Source organism: Herbaspirillum autotrophicum (genome assembly GCF_001189915.1).
In the GTDB taxonomy this organism is placed as follows: Bacteria; Pseudomonadota; Gammaproteobacteria; order Burkholderiales; family Burkholderiaceae_D; genus Herbaspirillum; species Herbaspirillum autotrophicum.
On record NZ_LFLS01000008.1, the window covers coordinates 70,463 to 90,644 of the forward strand.

At 52.1% G+C, this 20,182-nt stretch carries 16 protein-coding genes and 1 tRNA gene; 9 read left to right on the top strand and 8 right to left on the bottom strand.

Translation table 11 applies throughout. The annotated features are described in order from the left end of the window. Positions 1–154: 154 nt before the first annotated feature. The 8 genes from AKL27_RS08455 to AKL27_RS08485 all read left to right on the top strand — a co-directional run bounded on the left by AKL27_RS08455 (position 155) and on the right by AKL27_RS08485 (position 10,227). Entirely contained in the window at positions 155–1,711 is a 1,557-nt protein-coding gene (locus AKL27_RS08455) for a type I restriction-modification system subunit M (RefSeq protein ID WP_050462371.1), read from the top strand. Next, positions 1,708–2,967 (top strand): restriction endonuclease subunit S, encoded by a 1,260-nt coding sequence (locus AKL27_RS08460; RefSeq protein WP_050462372.1) that lies wholly within the window; start codon positions 1,708–1,710, stop codon positions 2,965–2,967. Before AKL27_RS08455 ends, AKL27_RS08460 begins: the two co-directional genes overlap by 4 nt. Before the next feature lies 1 nt (position 2,968). Beyond that, positions 2,969–4,135, top strand: coding sequence for an AAA family ATPase (locus tag AKL27_RS08465; RefSeq protein ID WP_050462373.1), 1,167 nt, complete (start codon positions 2,969–2,971; stop codon positions 4,133–4,135). Then, positions 4,128–7,229: a type I restriction endonuclease subunit R gene (locus AKL27_RS08470; protein ID WP_050462374.1), complete on the top strand. Its 3,102-nt coding sequence runs from the start codon at positions 4,128–4,130 to the stop codon at positions 7,227–7,229. Before AKL27_RS08465 ends, AKL27_RS08470 begins: the two co-directional genes overlap by 8 nt. A 122-nt stretch (positions 7,230–7,351) precedes the next feature. Then, a complete protein-coding gene (locus tag AKL27_RS28110) occupies positions 7,352–7,600 on the top strand; it encodes a GTPase family protein (protein WP_198155916.1) in 249 nt (82 codons plus the stop codon). Positions 7,601–7,902: 302 nt separating this feature from the next. Then, a complete protein-coding gene (locus AKL27_RS28115; RefSeq protein ID WP_198155917.1) occupies positions 7,903–8,472 on the top strand; it encodes a YcjF family protein in 570 nt (189 codons plus the stop codon). A gap of 205 nt (positions 8,473–8,677) precedes the next feature. Then, complete coding sequence (locus tag AKL27_RS08480) at positions 8,678–9,121, top strand: hypothetical protein (protein ID WP_050462375.1); 444 nt, start codon at positions 8,678–8,680, stop codon at positions 9,119–9,121. A gap of 317 nt (positions 9,122–9,438) precedes the next feature. Further along, positions 9,439–10,227, top strand: a complete 789-nt coding sequence (locus AKL27_RS08485) for a hypothetical protein (protein ID WP_157056854.1) — start codon at positions 9,439–9,441, stop codon at positions 10,225–10,227. 335 nt (positions 10,228–10,562) lie between these two features. Here AKL27_RS08485 and AKL27_RS08495 read toward each other — a convergent pair. Together AKL27_RS08495 and rpoD are read right to left on the bottom strand one after the other, a co-directional pair. Next, a tRNA-Ile gene (locus tag AKL27_RS08495) sits at positions 10,563–10,641 on the bottom strand. 36 nt (positions 10,642–10,677) lie between these two features. Then, positions 10,678–12,909: an RNA polymerase sigma factor RpoD gene (rpoD, locus tag AKL27_RS08500; RefSeq protein WP_232310937.1), complete on the bottom strand. Its 2,232-nt coding sequence runs from the start codon at positions 12,907–12,909 to the stop codon at positions 10,678–10,680. Between rpoD and AKL27_RS28395 the strand changes: the two genes are divergently transcribed. Next, a complete protein-coding gene (locus AKL27_RS28395; RefSeq protein WP_232310938.1) occupies positions 12,875–13,243 on the top strand; it encodes a hypothetical protein in 369 nt (122 codons plus the stop codon). The two genes, rpoD and AKL27_RS28395, sit on opposite strands and share 35 nt — an antisense overlap. 270 nt (positions 13,244–13,513) lie before the next feature. Here the strand turns inward: AKL27_RS28395 and dnaG are convergent, their stop codons facing one another. The 6 genes from dnaG to AKL27_RS08530 all read right to left on the bottom strand — a co-directional run bounded on the left by dnaG (position 13,514) and on the right by AKL27_RS08530 (position 19,956). After that, positions 13,514–15,307 (bottom strand): DNA primase, encoded by a 1,794-nt coding sequence (dnaG, locus tag AKL27_RS08505; RefSeq protein WP_050462379.1) that lies wholly within the window; start codon positions 15,305–15,307, stop codon positions 13,514–13,516. Between the two features lie 34 nt (positions 15,308–15,341). Next, positions 15,342–15,791 carry a GatB/YqeY domain-containing protein gene (locus tag AKL27_RS08510; protein WP_050462380.1) on the bottom strand — a complete coding sequence of 150 codons (450 nt, stop codon included), beginning with the start codon at positions 15,789–15,791 and terminating at the stop codon, positions 15,342–15,344. Between the two features lie 110 nt (positions 15,792–15,901). After that, positions 15,902–16,114 carry a 30S ribosomal protein S21 gene (rpsU, locus tag AKL27_RS08515; RefSeq protein ID WP_005665410.1) on the bottom strand — a complete coding sequence of 71 codons (213 nt, stop codon included), beginning with the start codon at positions 16,112–16,114 and terminating at the stop codon, positions 15,902–15,904. A 190-nt stretch (positions 16,115–16,304) separates the two neighbouring features. Next, positions 16,305–17,504, bottom strand: a complete 1,200-nt coding sequence (locus AKL27_RS08520; RefSeq protein WP_050462381.1) for a BaiN/RdsA family NAD(P)/FAD-dependent oxidoreductase — start codon at positions 17,502–17,504, stop codon at positions 16,305–16,307. A 56-nt stretch (positions 17,505–17,560) separates the two neighbouring features. Further along, positions 17,561–18,751, bottom strand: a complete 1,191-nt coding sequence (locus AKL27_RS08525) for a YbdK family carboxylate-amine ligase (protein ID WP_050462382.1) — start codon at positions 18,749–18,751, stop codon at positions 17,561–17,563. Beyond that, positions 18,748–19,956, bottom strand: coding sequence for a cation:proton antiporter (locus tag AKL27_RS08530; RefSeq protein WP_050462383.1), 1,209 nt, complete (start codon positions 19,954–19,956; stop codon positions 18,748–18,750). Before AKL27_RS08530 ends, AKL27_RS08525 begins: the two co-directional genes overlap by 4 nt. Positions 19,957–20,182: the final 226 nt, after the last annotated feature.

A 20,182-nucleotide genomic window follows, 5' to 3' on the forward strand; every position in this document is an offset into this window, starting at 1 on the left:
AGGAGACGAATCTTTCGATCCCATATGTAATAGGAATGTAGCCCGATCTGACTGTATTCAAGGGCAGCTGTTAATTTACACTAGCCCTATTATTGAATGTATTTAATTATAAATTACCCCAATTGTAATAATGTATTGAAACAGGAATAACACAATGACAAGTACTCAACAACGTGCCGCATTACAGCGCCAGATCTGGCAGATCGCCAACGATGTCCGAGGTGCCGTTGACGGCTGGGATTTCAAGCAGTATGTCTTGGGCACCCTGTTCTATCGCTTTATCAGTGAGAACTTTTCCAGCTATATCGAGGCCGATGACGACAGCGTCAACTATGCAGAGCTGCCTGATAGCGTGATCACCCCAGACATCAAGGACGATGCCGTTAAAACCAAGGGCTACTTCATCTACCCCAGCCAGCTGTTCGCCACTGTAGCCGCCAGCGCCAACACCAACGAGAGCCTGAACACCGATCTGGCCGCCATCTTTTCCGCCATTGAAAGCTCTGCCAACGGCTACCCTTCCGAGCGCGACATCAAAGGCCTGTTTGCCGATTTCGACACTACCAGCAACCGCCTCGGCAACACCGTGGTCGACAAGAACACCCGTTTGGCCGCCGTGCTCAAAGGCGTGGCCGGGCTGGACTTTGGTGATTTTGACGGCAGCCATATCGACCTGTTTGGCGATGCCTACGAATTCCTCATCTCCAACTACGCCGCCAATGCCGGTAAATCCGGTGGTGAGTTTTTCACCCCGCAGCATGTCTCCAAGCTGATTGCCCAGCTTGCCATGCACAGGCAAACCAGCGTCAACAAAATTTACGACCCGGCCTGTGGCTCTGGCTCGTTGCTGCTGCAAGCAAAAAAACATTTTGACGCGCACACCATTGAAGACGGTTTTTGGGGGCAGGAGCTCAACCACACCACCTACAACTTGGCGCGGATGAATATGTTTTTGCACAACATCAACTACGACAAGTTCAACATCCAGCTGGGCGATACGCTGCGAAATCCGCATTTTGGTGATGACAAACCCTTTGACGCCATCGTCTCCAACCCGCCTTACTCGGTGAAATGGATAGGCTCAGACGACCCCACCCTGATCAACGATGATCGCTTTGCGCCTGCAGGCGTGTTAGCGCCCAAATCCAAAGCCGACTTTGCCTTTGTGCTGCATGCGCTCAGTTACCTCTCTAGCAAAGGCCGCGCGGCGATTGTTTGCTTCCCTGGTATTTTTTACCGTGGAGGTGCCGAGCAGAAAATCCGCCAATATCTGGTGGATAACAATTACGTCGAAACCGTGATTTCGCTGGCGCCAAATCTGTTTTTCGGAACCACCATTGCGGTGAACATTTTGGTGCTCTCCAAACACAAAACAGACACCCACACTCAGTTTATTGATGCCAGCGGTCTGTTCAAAAAAGAAACCAATAACAACGTGCTACTGGATGCGCACATCGAACACATCATGCAAGTTTTCGATAGCAAAGCGGATGTGGAACACTTTGCCAAATCGGTGAACTTTGATGCCGTCGCCACTAACGACTACAACCTGTCGGTCAGCAGCTATATCGAAGCCAAAGACAACCGCGAAGTGGTGGATATTGGCGAGCTCAATGCCGAACTAAAAATCACTGTCGCCAAGATCGACCAACTGCGTGGGGATATTGACGCCATTGTGGCCGAGATTGAAGGCGAGGAGCTTGAGGCATGAGCAGCATGAACTTTATGGAAAAGCTGCTGGATGGCGTTGCGGTGGAGTGGAAGGCGTTGGGAGACGTGGGTGAATTAGTTCGTGGAAATGGTCTGCCGAAAACCGACTTTACAGAATCTGGCATTCCCGCTATTCACTACGGGCAAATTTATACTTATTACGGATTATCAACTACATCGACAAAATCTTTTGTTTCTCCTGAGACTGCTGAGAAATTAAAAAAGGTCAACAAGGGTGATGTTGTAATTACAAATACAAGTGAAAACCTAGAAGACGTTGGCAAAGCAGTGGTTTACTTAGGTGAACGCCAAGCCGTGACAGGTGGTCATGCAACTATATTCAAGCCAAGCGAAATTATTCTAGGTAAATATTTTGCTTACTTCACTCAAACAGATATATTTTCAGGCGAAAAGCGAAAATATTCAAAAGGGACAAAAGTAATTGATGTCTCCGCCAGTGATTTGGCGAAGATTTCAATTCCCATCCCATGCCCAGAAAACCCAGAGAAATCGCTTGAAATCCAAGCCGAAGTCGTCCGGATTTTGGACGCCTTCGCCGAGCTTACCGCAGAGCTTACCGCAGAGCTTACCGCCCGCAAAAAACAATACAACTACTATCGCGACCAGCTGTTGAGTTTTGAAGATGGGGAGGTGGAGTGGAAGACGCTGGGAGCGATTGGTGAAGTTCGTATGTGTAAACGAATTTTAAAATCTCAAACATCATCTGAGGGAGAAATTCCATTTTATAAAATTGGCACCTTTGGAAAAAAGCCTGACGCTTACATTCCTGGAAGTTTATTTGAGGAATACAAAGCCAAATATAGCTATCCAAAAATTGGCGAGATTTTGATTTCTGCGAGCGGCACCATTGGTCGAGCAGTTGTATTCGACGGAGAAGATGCCTATTTTCAAGATAGCAATATTGTTTGGATTGAAAATGATGAAAGCGTTGTCTTGAACAAATTCTTGTTCTACTTTTACAAAATCGCTAATTGGGGCATTTCTGAAGGCGGAACAATTCAACGGCTCTACAACGATAACTTACGGAAACTACTAATCCCCATTCCGTATCCGAACGATTCAGAAAAATCGCTCGCCGAACAAGCTCGCATTGTCGCCATCCTCAACAAATTCGACGCCCTCACCAACTCCATCAGTGAAGGCTTACCACGCGAAATTGCATTGCGCCAAAAGCAATATGAGCATTACCGCGATTTGCTGCTGAGCTTCCCGAAGCCAGAAGAAGTGGCGGCATAACATGAGCAAGACGCTAACGGAAATCGCCCAGCAGCTAAAAGACGCCAAGAAAAAGGTACAGCTGATCTATGCTTTTAATGGCACGGGAAAAACGCGCCTATCGCGGGAATTCAAACAACTGATTGCGCCCAAAGCCGATGGCGATGAAGAAGCCGATCAACCTGAATTGTCGCGCAACAAAATCCTGTATTACAACGCGCTCACCGAAGACTTGTTTTACTGGGATAACGACCTGGAGTTGGACGCCGAGCATAAGCTGAAAATTCAGCCCAATACTTTCACGGATTGGGTGCTAAAGGATCAAGGTCAGGACATGAACGTCATCACGACCTTTCAGCGTTATACCAACGACAAGCTGACGCCGCGTTTTAATGCCGAACGGACGGAAAAGAATAAAAACGGCAAAGACGTCACTATAAGAGCTTTCTCTGAAGTTACTTTCTCCATGGAGCGCGGCGATGCTACGCATTCTGGAAATTTGAAAATATCAAAAGGCGAGGAAAGCAACTTCATGTGGAGCATTTTCTTCTGCCTGCTTGAGCAAGTAATTGGTGTGCTCAATGTTGCGGAGCCGGCTGACAGAGAAACAGACCAATTCGATAAGCTGGAGTACGTCTTTATTGATGACCCGGTCAGCTCTCTGGACGAAAATCACCTCATTCAGCTAGCTGTAGCGCTCGCGCAATTGATTAAGTCAAGCACCTCGGATATTAAGTTCATAGTGTCGACTCATAGCCAGTCTTTTTACAACGTGCTCTACAATGAACTTGGTGTCAAGAGCGGATTAATTTTGAGTCGTTTCGATGATGGCACCTTTGCGTTGGAGGAAAAGTTTGGTGATTCAAACAAGAATTTTTCTTATCACCTTCACATCAAGAATCTGATCGAGCAAGCAGTGGCTGAAAATAGTGTTCAGCGATACCACTTTGCACTACTGCGCAATCTGTACGAGAAGACCGCTAGCTTTCTAGGATTTCGAAGTTGGACAGATTTATTGCCGGGTGAAAAGAAAGCGTATGCAAACCGCATCATGCACTTTTATACGCACAACACCTTGTCCGTCGAGCAGATAGCCGAGCCGACACCACCGGAAAAGGAAATGGTTGCCAGGTTGATTGAAAACCTTAACACCTTTGGTTACTGGCATCAGGAACAACAAAATGGTTGATTACACAAAACCCATAGTTGAATCCAATAGCTTTATCGTTCTGGATAAATATGCCAAGGAATGGCAGGGTAACGAAAGCTACCAGAGCGAAGGCGATCTGGAGCGGGAGTTCATTCAGGATTTGCAGAATCAGGGCTACGAGTATGCTCCCGGTTTAAACACGCCTGAGAAGCTGCTGGCCAATGTCCGTGAACAATTGCAGGCCTTAAACAACATGCAGTTTCTTGAGGGCGAGTGGCAGCGCTTTGTTGAAACCTATCTGGACAGGCCCAGCGACAGCATCGTTGATAAAACCCGCAAAATTCACGATGACTATATCCATGATTTTGTATTCGACGATGGCCATATTCAGAACATCTACCTGCTGGATAAAAATAATATTGCCCGCAACAAGGTGCAGGTGATCAAGCAGTTTGAGCAAACGGGCAGCCATGCCAATCGCTACGATGTAACGATCTTGGTCAATGGTCTGCCGCTGGTGCAGGTGGAGCTAAAGAAACGCGGCGTGGCGATTCGCGAAGCCTTTAATCAGGTGCACCGCTACAGCAAAGAAAGTTTTAACAGCGAGCAGTCCTTGTTCAAGTATTTGCAGCTGTTTGTCATTTCCAACGGCACCGATAGTCGTTATTTTGCCAACACCACCCAGCGCAACAAGAACAGCTTCGACTTCACCATGAACTGGGCGAAGGCCGATAACAGTCTGATCAAAGACCTGAAAGACTTTACCGCCACCTTTTTCCAGAAAAACACACTGCTCAATGTGTTGCTGCATTATTCGGTGTTTGATGTCAGCAATGCGCTGCTGGTGATGCGCCCCTACCAGATTGCTGCCACCGAGCGCATCTTGTGGAAAATCAACAGCGCCTATCAGGCTAAGAGCTGGAGCCATCTTGAGGGCGGTGGCTTTATTTGGCACACCACAGGTTCGGGCAAGACACTGACCAGTTTTAAAGCGGCGCGTTTGGCCACCGAGCTGGATTTCGTCGACAAGGTTTTCTTCGTGGTGGATCGTAAAGATCTGGATTACCAGACCATGAAGGAATATCAGCGTTTTTCGCCGGATAGTGTGAACGGTTCTGACAGCACTGCCGGCCTCAAGCGTAATCTGGACAAAGACGACAACAAGATTATCGTTACCACTATCCAGAAGCTCAACAACCTGATGAAGGGCGAAGGCGACCTACCCATTTACAACAAGCAGGTGGTGTTTATTTTTGATGAATGCCACCGCAGCCAGTTTGGTGAAGCACAGAAAAACCTGAAGAAGAAATTCAAAAAGTTTTATCAGTTTGGCTTTACCGGCACGCCGATCTTTCCGCAAAACGCCCTCGGCGCAGAAACGACCGCCAGCGTGTTTGGTCGTGAACTGCATTCGTACGTGATCACCGACGCGATTCGTGATGAGAAGGTGCTCAAGTTCAAGGTGGACTACAACGATGTTCGCCCGCACTTCAAAGCCATTGAAAGCGAACAGGACGAGAAAAAACTCAGCGCGGCGGAAAACAAGCAAGCCTTGTTGCACCCCGACCGTATTCGGGAAATTTCACAGTACATCTTGAATAACTTCCGGCAAAAAACCCATCGCTTGCAAGCGGGTGCCAAGGGTTTTAATGCCATGTTTGCCGTGAGCAGCGTGGATGCAGCCAAGCTGTATTACGAGTCGTTCAAGGATTTGCAAAAAGACAGTGATAGGCCCCTGAAAGTCGCCACCATTTTCTCGTTTGCGGCCAATGAAGAACAGGATGCCGTAGGCGATATTCTGGATGAAAGCTTTGATGTTTCAGCTATGAATAGCAGCGCCAAAGAGTTTTTAAGCGCGGCCATAGCTGACTATAACGCGCTGTTCAAAACCAACTTCAGCGTAGATAGCAATGGTTTTCAAAACTATTACCGCGATCTTGCCAAACAAGTTAAGACTAAGGAAATCGACCTGCTGATTGTGGTGGGCATGTTCCTGACCGGCTTTGATGCCCCCACGCTGAATACCTTGTTTGTTGATAAAACCTTGCGCTACCACGGTTTGATGCAGGCCTATTCGCGAACCAACCGTATTTACGATGCCACTAAAACCTTCGGCAATATCGTTACCTTCCGTGATTTGGAGCAGGCGACGATTGACGCCATCACCTTGTTTGGCGACAAAAATACCAAGAACGTGGTGCTGGAGAAGAGCTACAAGGAATACATGGAAGGCTTTACCGACTTGGTGACCGGTGAAGCGCGGCGTGGTTTTGTGGAAGTTGTGAAGGAGTTGGAACAGCGCTTTCCCGACCCTTCAGCCATTGAAAAAGAGTCCGACAAAAAGGCCTTCGCGAAGCTGTTTGGCGAGTATTTGCGCGTTGAGAGCGTGCTGCAAAACTATGATGAATTCGCCAGCCTGAAGGCCTTACAAAGCGTAGATATGAACGACCCAGCGATGGTTGAGGAATTCAAGGCCAAGCATTATTTAAGCGACGAAGATCTGGCTGCGCTGCAAACGATCAAGATACCGGCTGAACGGAAAATTCAGGACTATCGCTCAACCTACAACGATGTTCGCGATTGGCTGCGTCGGGAAAAATCTTCCACTGAAAGAGACAAGTCCACCATCGATTGGGACGACGTGGTCTTTGAGGTAGACCTGCTGAAGTCACAAGAGATCAATCTGGACTACATTCTGGAATTGATTTTTGAGAATAGTAAAAAGGTCAAGGACAAAGCCTCACTGGTTGAAGACGTGCGCCGGGTGATTCGCGCGAGCTTGGGCAACCGCGCCAAAGAGAGCTTATTGGTCGATTTTATTAACCAAACCGACCTGGATAAGATTGGCGATAAGGCCAGTGTGATTGACGCCTTCTTCACCTTTGCCCAAGCGGAACAACAGCGTGAGGCACAAGAGCTGATTAACGCCGAGAATCTGAATGCAGAGGCGGCCCGGCGCTATATCACTACCTCGCTAAAACGTGAGTTCGCCAGTGACAATGGCACTGAGCTCAATGCTGTCTTGCCCAAAATGAGCCCACTTAATCCGCAATACCTGAGCAAAAAGCAAAGCGTATTCCAGAAAATCGCTGCTTTCGTGGAGAAGTTCAAAGGTGTGGGTGGGAAGGTCTAAACGTCCTCACCTATCTGGGCGCGCTGATCGCACGCACCGTAGAAGATGCACTTATTACTGAGCCAGATTTAATGCTCAAACCCGGCTAGCCAGTACAGCAGATGGTGCTGGGTCAACCCCCAATGAAAATCGATAATCTAACAATTAAAAGTGAATTAAACATGAACACCGACTTCTCAAAGCTTGTTAAAGACGCACTAGATAGTGCAAAGAGAAACATTGGTCACGCTAATGTGCTAATTGCAGGTAAAACTGGGGTTGGAAAAAGTACTTTGGTCAATGTCGTCTTTCAAGGAGAAATGGCGACCACTGGTATTGGGAAACCTATTACTCCGAACACTCGTGAATATTCAAAGGAAGAATTCCACTAACGATCATTGATACTAAAGGTATCGAGGCGGCTGACTACGAAGGAACAAAGAGCCTACTAGAGAAAGCTCTGCGAGAACGAAATGAATCAGATGACGCTAAAAGACATGTCCATGTAGCTTGGCTTTGCCTTTCTGAAGATTCACGTCGTGTTGAGCAAGCCGAAGTAGATTTGCTTGAGCTCCTAAACCGATACCGAATCCCAACTGTAGTCGTTATCACAAAAGCGCGGTCTGATAACGGTTTTAAAGACGAAGTTGGACGACTGCTACCTGGCGCGCGTCAATTCGTGCGAGTACGCGCGTTGCAAGAAAAATTTGATGAAGGCCATGTCCTTGAGCCGATGGGCCTGTCTCAATTAGTTGAGATTACCACTCAACTTTTTCCTGATGGCCACAAAAATGCGTTTGTGGCCGCTCAAAAGGTTGATATCCAGCGCAAAGTTGATCGTAGTCATGTTGCGGTAGGAACGGCTGCTTTGTCTGCTGCAGGGATAGGTGCCATCCCAATACCATTTTCAGATGCGGTGGGAATTGTGCCAGTTCAGGTGGCCATGATTCTGACAATTTCTGGAATTTTTGGCCTAAAGCTTTCTGAGGACTTTGTTACAACGATTGTGGGTTCAGCAGTTACGGCCATCGGTGCAACTGTCGCTGGTAGGGCGGCGGTGGGCGCTCTGTTGAAGTTGATTCCAGGTGTCGGCTCACTAGTTGGTGGGGCGATTTCAGGCGCAACGGCGGCTGCGCTCACTACGTCATTTGGCGAAGCTTATATTTATGCTCTCCGTAGTCTCTTGTCGCGTAGAAGTTTGGCGGAAATTACACCAACCGAAATTGCAGCTGAATTCGTAGATGCGCTTAAAAATAGGAAATGAATTTAATGTTTGGTTTGATACCCACCTATCAGCAATGCGTTCAGTCGACGCTATGGAGCAACTGATTAGACACCAGCAGGATGCGCAAGAGCGGGCTGCAAACATGGACTGGTAAGCTCGATCATTGGTAGGCACTAACATCAACGGGTGCGCGACGGTCTGCGGCTGCACTCCGCCGCCCTGAATTTTTCACTTGAGGTCTTACATGAACGAACTGATTGCAAAACTGAAAACTCCAGAGGAGTGTGCTGTCTTTGAAAAAAACGTATTAGAGCGGGGGCGACCAGATTTGGCTTTGGCGGCTCGCAAGCGTGCCGTTGAACTCCGTGCAATCCAGCATGGCGCAGTTACCGATATTGAGCGCGAATGTCTTGAAGCGGTCTTTGCCTATGAGCAGGTCCTCAGCGCAAAAAACGGTAAAAAAACTCGAGCGTCACGCACTTGGCCTATGATTGAGCGGCACGGAATAATTGGTCCGGCAGAGCGTGCCGTTGACCGAAGTGACGACACGGCGGGCTATACCGCCTTGGTAGAAATGGGTCTTCAGGATTATGCGTTCGAAGCTGTCATACTTCGACATCCACAATCTTTTTCCACAGAGGCTGTTACACGTTCACAGGAACGGATCGCAGCACTCAAGAAGGACTAAACGCTAGAACCGTATTCAGCTGAATATTCGCAGTCATTCGACCACTAATTCGCATGGCAACGTTGCCACTTGTTCGCATCAAAGTTGCCACTCCTGTGGTACTGTTTCGAAAAATTGCGACTTGGGCTGGCTGCTATCGGCTACGAAGAGACATTAACCAAACGCTGCTCTGCAGCGATGGCACGCGGTCGTTCGTGCCAAGTTTGGATCCATCGGTCTACTCCAGTATGCCGGCCGAATGTCCGGTTCAGTTCGCATTGACATGCGAAAAATCGTGGCATTTACATCAAATTCACGCTTTGAAGGAACGCTAATCCATGCGGCTAACTGTCGTTGCACCACAAGCAGCCATTGTCGCCGCCATTAACATGTTCGATAGTGGATATCATAATGACTATCTCTCCGTAAGCAGATTAGCAATGCCGTACCTAGCAGCGCCGACTAAAGAAAACGCAGCGCCACTGGCAGCTGCGCTGACAACCGTCCTCATTAGTTGGGGTGCGGGCAAAAGAAAAGCACCAAATGTCCAGACATTGCCGACGTTGGAAGCGACCTTGTTGAACCCTGAGTTTCATACGTCGCTTATTGGATTCACGGACGGAGCACTTGCAACTCTAACAGTAGTCGACGGTTCTCTCCGTAGAATCGGAAACTTGGCCGACGAGACATATCTTCTGGAATTTGATAAACGCCTGCTTTCGGTACTATCCAACATATCAACCTTGCTTCTTATTGGAAATACGAACGTTACGTATCCAATGAAAGTGCTCCTTTTGCTAACCGGGTTCATGCCGGCATTGGATAGCCAAGTACGCCAAGGATTGTCGAGCGCCGGCTTCGTTGGAACAAAGGCCACTCAGTTCTTGATGCCTACGGATATGGACAGCCTCCAGGCGCGGAAGCTAACGCGATTGCCCTTCTATCTCGGTGAATGCTTCGCTACAAACGAATCCTTGCTAACAGGTGCGGCCTCTGAGAGCAATTATCCCTGGTTGGTCGATGAGCCAGGACGCCTGCTAGACATTCTTTTGTTCATGCAAGGTTCTGCAGCTAGTCCGCTGTTCGCGTTCGCGCCAAGAGTTTCGAACTGGCATGCGTTACCCTAGGTGTGGAGTCCTTGGCGACAAGAGAAAAGAGGGCAACGGGGTGTATTCCCTGATGCTTAACAGCGTCCACATGGCACTCTAAAAGAGTAGTGCTACTTTGGTCGACAGCAAGCCGTGCTGCAGGGCGCAGCAAACCATCAAATCAGGATCAGGCACAAGCAGTGCGAACACAACATTGCGGAGCTTCGCCAGATTTGCGATGACCTGACGGGTGCGATAGACCATGCCAACGATATTTGGGTAGGTGTTGAATGGGTGTATGAAGACTTGGACCAGAAATGGACCAGACAGAAAAAAGGCTTACGCTAGAAGTTCGCGTAAGCCTTTGATTTTACTGGTGGCCCCCCCGTGAGTCGAACACGGCACCAACGGATTATGAGTCCGCTGCTCTAACCAAGCATGAGCTAGGGGGCCTCGTGGCGTCGGAAGCGGATAGCTTCCGGCACGACGTTAATTGCCCTCTAAGAAGCTCTTGAGCTTGTCCGAGCGTGATGGATGACGCAGCTTGCGCAGCGCTTTTGCTTCTATCTGACGAATACGCTCACGGGTGACGTCGAATTGCTTGCCGACTTCTTCCAGCGTGTGATCGGTCGACATTTCGATACCGAAACGCATGCGCAGCACTTTGGCTTCGCGTGGTGTCAGGGAATCCAGAATGTCTTTCACCACACCGCGCATCGAAGCATGCAACGCGGCATCGGCTGGTGCCAATGTGTTGTTGTCTTCGATGAAGTCGCCGAGATGAGAATCGTCGTCGTCGCCGATCGGTGTTTCCATCGAAATCGGTTCTTTCGCGATCTTCATGATCTTGCGAATCTTGTCTTCCGGCATTTCCATCTTGATCGCCAGTGTTGCCGGATCCGGCTCGGCGCCGGTTTCCTGCAGAATCTGACGCGAGATGCGGTTCATCTTGTTGATCGTTTCGATCATGTGCACCGGAATACGGATGGTGCGGGCCTGATCGGCGATCGAACGGGTGATGGCCTGACGGATCCACCATGTTGCGTAGGTCGAGAATTTGTAGCCGCGACGGTATTCGAACTTGTCCACTGCCTTCATCAGACCGATGTTGCCTTCCTGGATCAGATCCAGGAATTGCAGACCGCGGTTGGTGTACTTCTTGGCAATCGAGATCACCAGACGCAGGTTGGCCTCGGTCATTTCACGCTTGGCCATGCGCGCCTTCTTCTCGCCGGCGCCCATCTTCTTGTTGATGCCACGCAGATCGGGCAGCGGCAATACTACGCGTGCTTGCAGATCGATCAGCTTTTGCTGCAATTCCTTGATGGCTGGCACGTTACGCGCCAACACCACGCTGTAGTCGTGATTGCCGCTGACTTCGCCGTCGACCCAGTCAAGATTGACTTCATTGCCCGGGAATACCTTGATGAAGTGGCTGCGCGGCATGTTGCATTTGTTGACCGCGACGTCCAGGATCTGACGCTCGATCTGACGCACCTGATCAACCTGGCCACGCAGGGTGTCACACAGTTTTTCAACGACCTTGGCGGTGAAGCGGATGCCGAGCAGCTCGTTGGAAATGATTTCCTGTGCCTTGACGTACGGCTTGGAGTTGTAGCCTTCTTTTTCGAACGCCTTGCGCATGTTGTCGAACTGGCTCGAGATCGTCGCGAACTTGCCCAGCGCATCGCGCTTGAGCTGTTCCAGCTGTTCCGCCGAGAAGCCTGCGGCGCCACCGGTACCGGAGCTGTCGCCTTCTTCTTCGTCTTCTTCTTCCTCGTCCTCTTCTTCATCCTCTTCTTCATCGGATGCAGCAGCGGCAGCGACCACCACAGGCTCGTCGCCCTGGTTCATGTCGACCAGACCGTCGACGATTTCGTCGACCTTGATTTCGTCGTTGGAGATCTTGTCGGCAGCGACCAGAATTTCAGCAATCGTGGTCGGGCAAGCCGAGATCGCCTGGATCATGTCCTTGAGGCCATCTTCGATACGCTTGGCGATTTCGATTTCGCCTTCGCGTGTCAGCAGTTCCACCGAACCCATTTCACGCATGTACATGCGGACCGGATCGGTAGTACGGCCGAAGTCGGAGTCCACTGTCGACAGCGCGGCTTCAGCCGCAGCTTCGGCGTCGTCATCACTGGCGACGTTGGCGACGTTGTCCGACAGCAGCAGCGTTTCGGCATCGGGAGCATGTTCGTAGACCGCGATACCCATGTCGTTGAACGTGCCGATGATGCCTTCGATGGCTTCCGGATCGACAATGTTTTCGGGCAGGTGATCGTTGATTTCCGAGAAGGTCAGGAAACCGCGTTCTTTACCGAGCTTGATCAGCGTCTTCAGTTTTTGACGACGGCGTTCGAGTTCTTCTTCGGTGGCTTCCGTATCGGACGAAAACGCATCCTTGAGCAGCGCCTTTTCCTTGGCCTTGCGATCTTTTGCCTTGGCTTTGTCGACCGCTTTCAGTTCAGCCCGCTCGACCGCGTTGAGCGCGGCGATTTCGTCGTTCTCAGGCTGGAACTCTTTTGGTTTGCGGCCGCGACGGCCGGGCACCTTGACGGATGGCAAGATGTAGCCGGACGTGTCGATGGCAGCCAGAGTGGCGGCATCGGTAGTCTGGCTCACGCCTGGCGCAATCATGACGCTGACGTCTTTAACCTCGACCTTGACTGGCTTGGCTGCTGGCTTGACGATTTTCGATTCGGGTTTCTTGTTTGTCACAGAAGCTTTCAATTGCACAGAAGCCGGCTTTACGCTGGCTTCGGATAAGTTCTTCTTCGTTGGCGTTACAGTCGCTTTCGACGCTGCAGCGCGAACCGCCTTGGGAGCAGGTTTGGCACTTGATTTTTTCGCCGTGGCTGCAATTGCAACCTTCGTCGGCGACTTTACCGCCTTTACTGCTGTTGTTGCCGCTTTGCCGGTGGGCTTGGCGGCGCTTGCCTTAGAGACAGATCTGGTCCCGGCTGCCGTTTTGGCGGCCGTTTTCGTTGCGGAAGGTATCGAGGTTTTTGCGGGTTTCTTCATTGCATCTGCCATAGAATCAACTGCCAAGTGAGTTACACTCATTGCGCCAATCAGGTCATGCTAATGCTGCAACCTCACCGATTCGATAGACTCGAATCGCTTGCGCAACGTTCCTTTATCTTCGTCCCCTAAACTATTTGCTAAACTATTTGGTACTGATGTGCTGCCTGACGTACTACCATTTACCGGGCAAAGCCCGCCGGGAAAAACTGTTACAGCCCGGAATTAAAGCCGTAGAGTATAACATATATAGGCACTTTCCCCCCAGATCAAGCCTTGCATGCAACTTGCATGACGCCTGCTAACCGGCAGCGGCATCGGATTGGCGCTTGAGCCGCTCCTTTTGCTGAGTCAGCTCGCGATAGCGACTGCGCGAGTCTTCGTCGCGCAGACCGGCGTTGGCCAGACGCTGCATTTCTTCGTCTACCATGCGAATCCGGGTCTGCCTGACCGCACCGGCCATTTCCTGTCTGACAACATCCAGATCGGATTCGGTCTCGGCGGCAATTTCGGCAATCAGCGTATCAAAATCGGAGCCGCCCTCGCGCAAATGCTCAACCAGCGTAGCAAAACTGGCTTGTTCACCCATGCCGCGACTCAATTCCACCAGTTGCCGCAGCATTTCCGCCTGATCCGGCGCGAAACCGGCAATCGCATTCAAGGCTTCATCATCGAGTTCGGCAGCCAGCACCGGATGCGCCACCAGCAAGCGCACGATCTGTCGCTCCAGCCCGACCGGCGCCATCCGCTTGGAGCGCGGCGGCGGCGGGCGACGCGCTGGCGCTACCGGATTGGACAACTCAAACAGGCTTTCAATTTCATTCGGCATCGACTGCGTGATCTGCGCCAGACTGCGCACAATCTGCAAGCGCAGCGACGACGCCGGCAACGCCTGCAACATCGGCTTGGCTTCAAACTGCACCCGCGCGCGCCCTTCCGGGGTACGCAAATCGTTGTCGCCCGTCACTTCCTTGAGCAAAAACTGCGACAAGGGCATGGCGTCTTTTATTTGTTGCTCAAAAGCCTCAGCGCCCATTTCGCGCACATAGCTGTCCGGATCATGCTCGGTTGGCAAGAACAGGAACTTGATGACCTTGTTATCCGAGGCATGGATCAGGCATGCATCGAGCGCGCGCCGGGCGGCACGGCGTCCGGCTGAGTCGCCGTCGAAACTGAAGATCACGCAATCGGTCTGGCGCAACAGTTTCTGCACATGGATCGGGGTGCAGGCGGTACCCAGGGTTGCCACTGCCTGCGGGAAACCCAGCTGCGACAAGGCAACCACATCCATATACCCTTCGGTAACCAGCGCGTAACCTGCTTCGCGAATCGCCTGCCGCGCCTCGAACAACCCGTACAACTCACTGCCCTTTTGAAACAAGGGCGTTTCCGGCGAATTCAGATACTTGGGCTCACCACCATCCATCACGCGTCCGCCAAAGCCGATGACCTGGCCTTTGGTGTTGCGGATGGGAAACATGATGCGATCACGAAAGCGATCATAACGTTTGCGGTGCGCACCGTCATCATCACTTTTATCGATCACCAGCCCGGCCTCGACCAGAGCCGAGACTTCGTAATCGGGAAATACCTTGCGCAGGCTATCCCACTCATCCGGGGAGTAACCCAGACCGAATTTGGCAGCAACTTCACCGGTCAGTCCGCGCCCCTTCAGATAAGCGACGGCAGGTGGCGCACTGCGTAATTGCTGACGGAAGAAATCGGAAGCGCGCGTCATGGCATCGGACAGCGCCATGCTTTTCGCCTGATGCTCGGCCCGCTGCGCCGGCGGAATCTTGTCGTCATTGTCGGGCACGGTCATGCCGACCCCCTGCGCCAGATCCTTGACCGCCTCGACAAAGCCAAGGCCGGAATACTCGATCAGGAAACTGATGGCGGTGCCATGCGCACCACAACCGAAGCAATGATAGAACTGCTTGGTCGGACTGACGGTAAAACTGGGCGACTTTTCATTATGGAACGGACACAGTCCCATGAAATTGGCGCCGCCCTTCTTGAGCTGCACGTAACGACCCACCACGTCGACAATGTCGACCCGGTTCAACAAGTCTTGAATAAACGACTGTGGAATCACGCGGCGGTCACCACATATCCGAGCACCATCACGATCATGCCGGTGTCAGCGCCACTTTCACCAGTGCCGACACGACCGTCATGTCAGCGCGGCCAGCCAGCTTTGGCTTGAGCACGCCCATCACCTTGCCCATATCCTGCGGACCTGCAGCACCAACGGCAGCAATCGCGGCTTGCACTTCAGCCTTGACTTCATCTTCCGTCAAACCGGCCGGCATATAGGCCGACAAAATGACCAGTTCCGCTTTTTCGATATCGGCCAGATCCTGACGACCACCGGCTTCGAACTGGCTGATCGAATCCTTGCGCTGCTTGATCATCTTTTCGATGATGCCCAGCACCAGCGTGTCAGTCAGCTCAATGCGCTCATCCACTTCCTTTTGCTTCATGGCCGCCGTGATCAAGCGGATGGTTCCCAGCTTGCCGGCATCCTTGGCACGCATGGCGGCTTTCATGTCTTCGGTGATTTGATCTTTGAGGCTCATAGGATTCTCCATGGATTGAACGCGGATATTCGGCGCTAAATGCGAAAACCCGCTGCGGACCTACACCGGAGCGGGTTAACATGTGGTCGCACGAGGTGCGACGATAATTCTTAGTACAGCTTCTTCGGCAGCTGTTGGCTGCGAATACGCTTGTAGTGACGCTTTACAGCGGCTGCCAGCTTGCGCTTGCGTTCCGCAGTCGGCTTTTCGTAAAACTCGCGCGCGCGCAACTCGGTCAACAGGCCGGTTTTTTCAATGGTGCGCTTGAAGCGGCGCATGGCGACTTCGAACGGCTCGTTTTCTTTAAGACGAATAGTGGTCATGTAGTCAAACCAGAGGTTAGGTTGGATATGGAAAGAACGCGATTTTAGCAGAACGAATCAGCGAATGGAAGCTGAACCGTCTCTTTTTTTCCAATCGCGTCAGAAAAAACATTTATAAATCAATGATGAAGCGCAAGATCAGCGGCAGCGGCGGGCAAACCGGCCCTGCCGCGTCCGGCACAATTGCCGTTTACTCTATGGCATTACCGGCAGCCACACCGGAAGCCCAGGCCCATTGGAAGTTATAGCCACCGAGCCAGCCGGTCACATCCACCGCTTCGCCGATGAAATGCAGGCCCGGCACCTTATTGACCATCATGCTCTGCTGCGACAGCTCACGTGTATCAATCCCGCCCAGCGTCACCTCGGCCTTGCGGTACCCTTCCGAACCGCTGGGCTTGACCACCCAGTGATTGAGCGCTTCGCCCAGCTTGCGCAATTGCTTGTCTTGCATATCGGCAATTCTGGCAGTGGCATCGAAACCGTTGGCAATCAGCAAACCATCTGCCAGGCGCGCCGGCAACCACTGTCCCAGCAGATTGCCGAGATTTTTCTTCAGCGTGCCTTTGCCTTCGATCAGGGTTGCCGCCACATCGATATGTGGCAGCAAGTTCAACGTGATTGGTGTGCCCGGCTGCCAATAGCTGGAAATCTGCAGGATCGCCGGTCCCGACAAACCACGATGGGTAAACAACAAGTCTTCCAGAAACCAGCCGCGCGCTTTCTTCTCGCCGGTTTCGACTTCCACTTCCAGCGCAATTCCGGCCAGATCGGAAAACGGTTGCCAGGCAGCACTATCGAACGTCAGCGGCACCAGACCCGGCCGCGGCGCCACCATTTGCACACCGAACTGGTCAGCGATGCGATAGGCGAAATCAGTGGCGCCAATCTTGGGAATCGACAAACCGCCGGTAGCAATCACCAGATGACGCGCGATGATTTCACCGTCGTCGGTAGCGATGCGGAACAATTCACCGCTCTTGCCCAGCTCGCTCACCGAGCAAGGCATGCGCCAGGCGACATTGCCGGTTTCGCATTCGGCCTTGAGCATGCGAATGATGTCTTCCGACGATTCATCGCAAAACAATTGCCCTTTGTGCTTCTCGTGATAGCCGATGCGATGACGCTTTACCAGCGCCACGAAATCCTGCGGGGTATAGCGCGACAGTGCGCTTTTGCAAAAATGCGGATTCTGCGACAGAAAATTCTGCGGCGTCGCATTGATATTGGTGAAGTTGCAACGACCGCCGCCGGAAATGCGGATTTTCTCCGCCAGCTTCGGGGCGTTGTCGATCAACACCACTTTCTTGCCGCGCTGGCCGGCCACTGCTGCACACATCATGCCGGCAGCACCGGCGCCGATCACGGCGACATCAAATTGATTACTCATTTATATAGGTATTGACGCCGGCAATACTTGCCGGTCAGACAAGACATTGCACAACGCTATTGAAAATACGGTGGGGGATCTTGTCCCATCCACAGTTCGGATGACAGCCGCATCATATCGTTGAGTGAGCCGCGCTGCGCGAAAACCTTGCGCAACCAGCCGGCATCGCTGAGCCGCTCATTGGCAACATGGCGCAAACGGGTCAGGGTCAACTGCTCGGCTTCGTTTTGCACGTAGGGCTGCAACAATTGCAACTGTTGCAACAAATGCTCGTAAATCGGCAGCTTGGTCGAAGCCGACGGCGTTTCCGCGTGCAGCGCAAGCATACCATTCAAACCGAAACGGCTGGCTTCAAAGCGATTGTATTGATACAGCAGATAGAAATCATCGCGGATCACGAACGGCCGCTCGGTCAGGATCCAGCGTGCCAGCAATTGCGCGTAGGCGCCCAGATGCGCGGCATGCTCAATCGTCAGCGGCGTATCGCAGACCCGGATTTCGACCGTACCGTATTCCGGCTTGGGACGAATATCCCAGTAAAAATCCTTCATGCTGCCGACGATGCCCATTTGCAGCAATTCATCGTAATAGGTTTCAAACTCGCTCCAGCGCGTATGCACCGGCGCCGTACCCGACAACGGGAAAGCCCGCACCACGTTGCTGCGTGAGGAATCGAATTTGGTATCCGCGCCCTGATAGAACGGCGAGGCTGCCGACAAGGCGATGAAGTGCGGCACGAAACGGGAAAAGGCATGCGTCAGATACAAGGCATCATCACCGTTGGGCACGCCGATATGAATATGCTGACCGAACACGGTAAAGGTCTTGGCCAGATAACCGTATTTTTCATGCAAATGATGGAAGCGCTCGCTCGGCGTGATGCGTTGTTCGTTCCAGTGCTGGAACGGATGGGCGCCACCGCCGGAGACATCGATGTTCAGATATTGCGCGCCGCGGTTGAGCGCGGCCCGCAACCCCTTGAGTTCTTCGATCAGATGATCGACCCGGGTGTGGATATCCGAATTGAGCTCGATCATGCCTTGCGTCATTTCCAGCTTGATCTGCTTTTGCAATTCGCGCGGCGCAATCCAGGTCAGCAGATCGACTGCATCGCTGGCGAGATTGTAGTTGCGGCGATTGACCAGTTGCAGCTCAAGCTCGATGCCCATCGTAAACGGCGTCGAGGACGTGAACGGCAAAATGCCGGCGCTCGTTGGTGTCGCTTCATCCTGGATGATGGTATTCATTCGCGTCCACTTTCACCTGATTTGATCAATGCAAATTGCGTCGCCACCGGCCCGAACAACTCCAGCACGATCATGCAACCCGCCAGTAATGGCACCACGTCTGCCGTGGTATGCGGATACAGCGTCGATATGGTTTGCATCAGCCCCAGCCCGGCCTCGGTCATCGGCAAGGTGCCGAGCGTGATCAGCGTTGCCTGCTTCCAGCTCATGCGCGCAAAACGGGCATAGGCAAACACACCGCAACCCATCGCCACGAAGCGCGCCGCAATCAGAATCAGCACTGACGATCCGACCATGGTCAGATCGCTCAGCTTCATCGACGCCCCCACCGTGACAAACAGCATCACCACAAACAATTCGTTGGCGACACCGAATTCCAGTTCCATCAGATCGTACTGACGATCCAGATTTTTCGACAGGATGGCGAAGATCAGCATGGTCAGCATGACCGGCAACTGCAGCGCGTGGGCGGCACCAATCGCCATTGCAATGACGCCGATCACCAGCACGAACTGCCGGCTGCCCTGACGTCCGAGCAAACGCGCCAGCGGCATCATCAGCCAGTAAGTCAGATAGGCCAGCAGGAAGGAACCGCCGAGCGAATACAGGGTGTATTGCACCAGCGTCAGGATCGGCGTACCGGCTTCCTTGGCGATCACCGGCAACAAGGCATAGGCGACCAGAATCGCGGCGAAATTATTGAGCGCGGTCATCGCAGCCAGACGGCGTGTCACCTGGCCTTCTGCCTTCAGATCGCGCAATACCACCAGCACCACTGCCGGCGCGGTGGCAATTGCCAGCACGCCGCCGAGCAAGGCCACCACTTGCGATGCACCAAACCACGACAAGGCGGCACTGACCATCGCGAAACACAAAATGGCAGAGGTCAGCACCGTCGCCATCAGCCATTTTTCACGCCGCAGCCAGCCGATATCGACATAACGCCCGAGCTGATACACCACCAGCGCAACCGCAATGTCGGCAAAAATATTGGTGATCTTGAGAACGTCGCCGGACAGCCAGTTCAGACCACCGGCACCGAGGACGAAACCGATCAGCAGATAACCGGTAATGCGCGGCACCCAGGGAGATTTCGACACGACGTGGCCGGCAATCAGCCCGAACAACAACAAGCCGCCGAATAACAATAATGCGTTCCACTGGATCGGGTGCGCAAGAGCGAACGATGGAACAGTCCAATCCATAGTGTCTCCTTCAATGAATGACCGGGTTTCAAATTAACTGAACGCGGTCCCGTGGTCCGGGAATCCAGGCGTTCATCGATGCGTCAGGTTTGCAGCAACCAGCGACGCCAGCAAGCAGATGTGCGAATGAGAATGTTGCAGCTTCGCCGCGAATGATACCTTTTTATATTAAACGAAATAATTGCATAGTCGCGAATAGACCTTGAATAGTAATTCTTTTAATTTC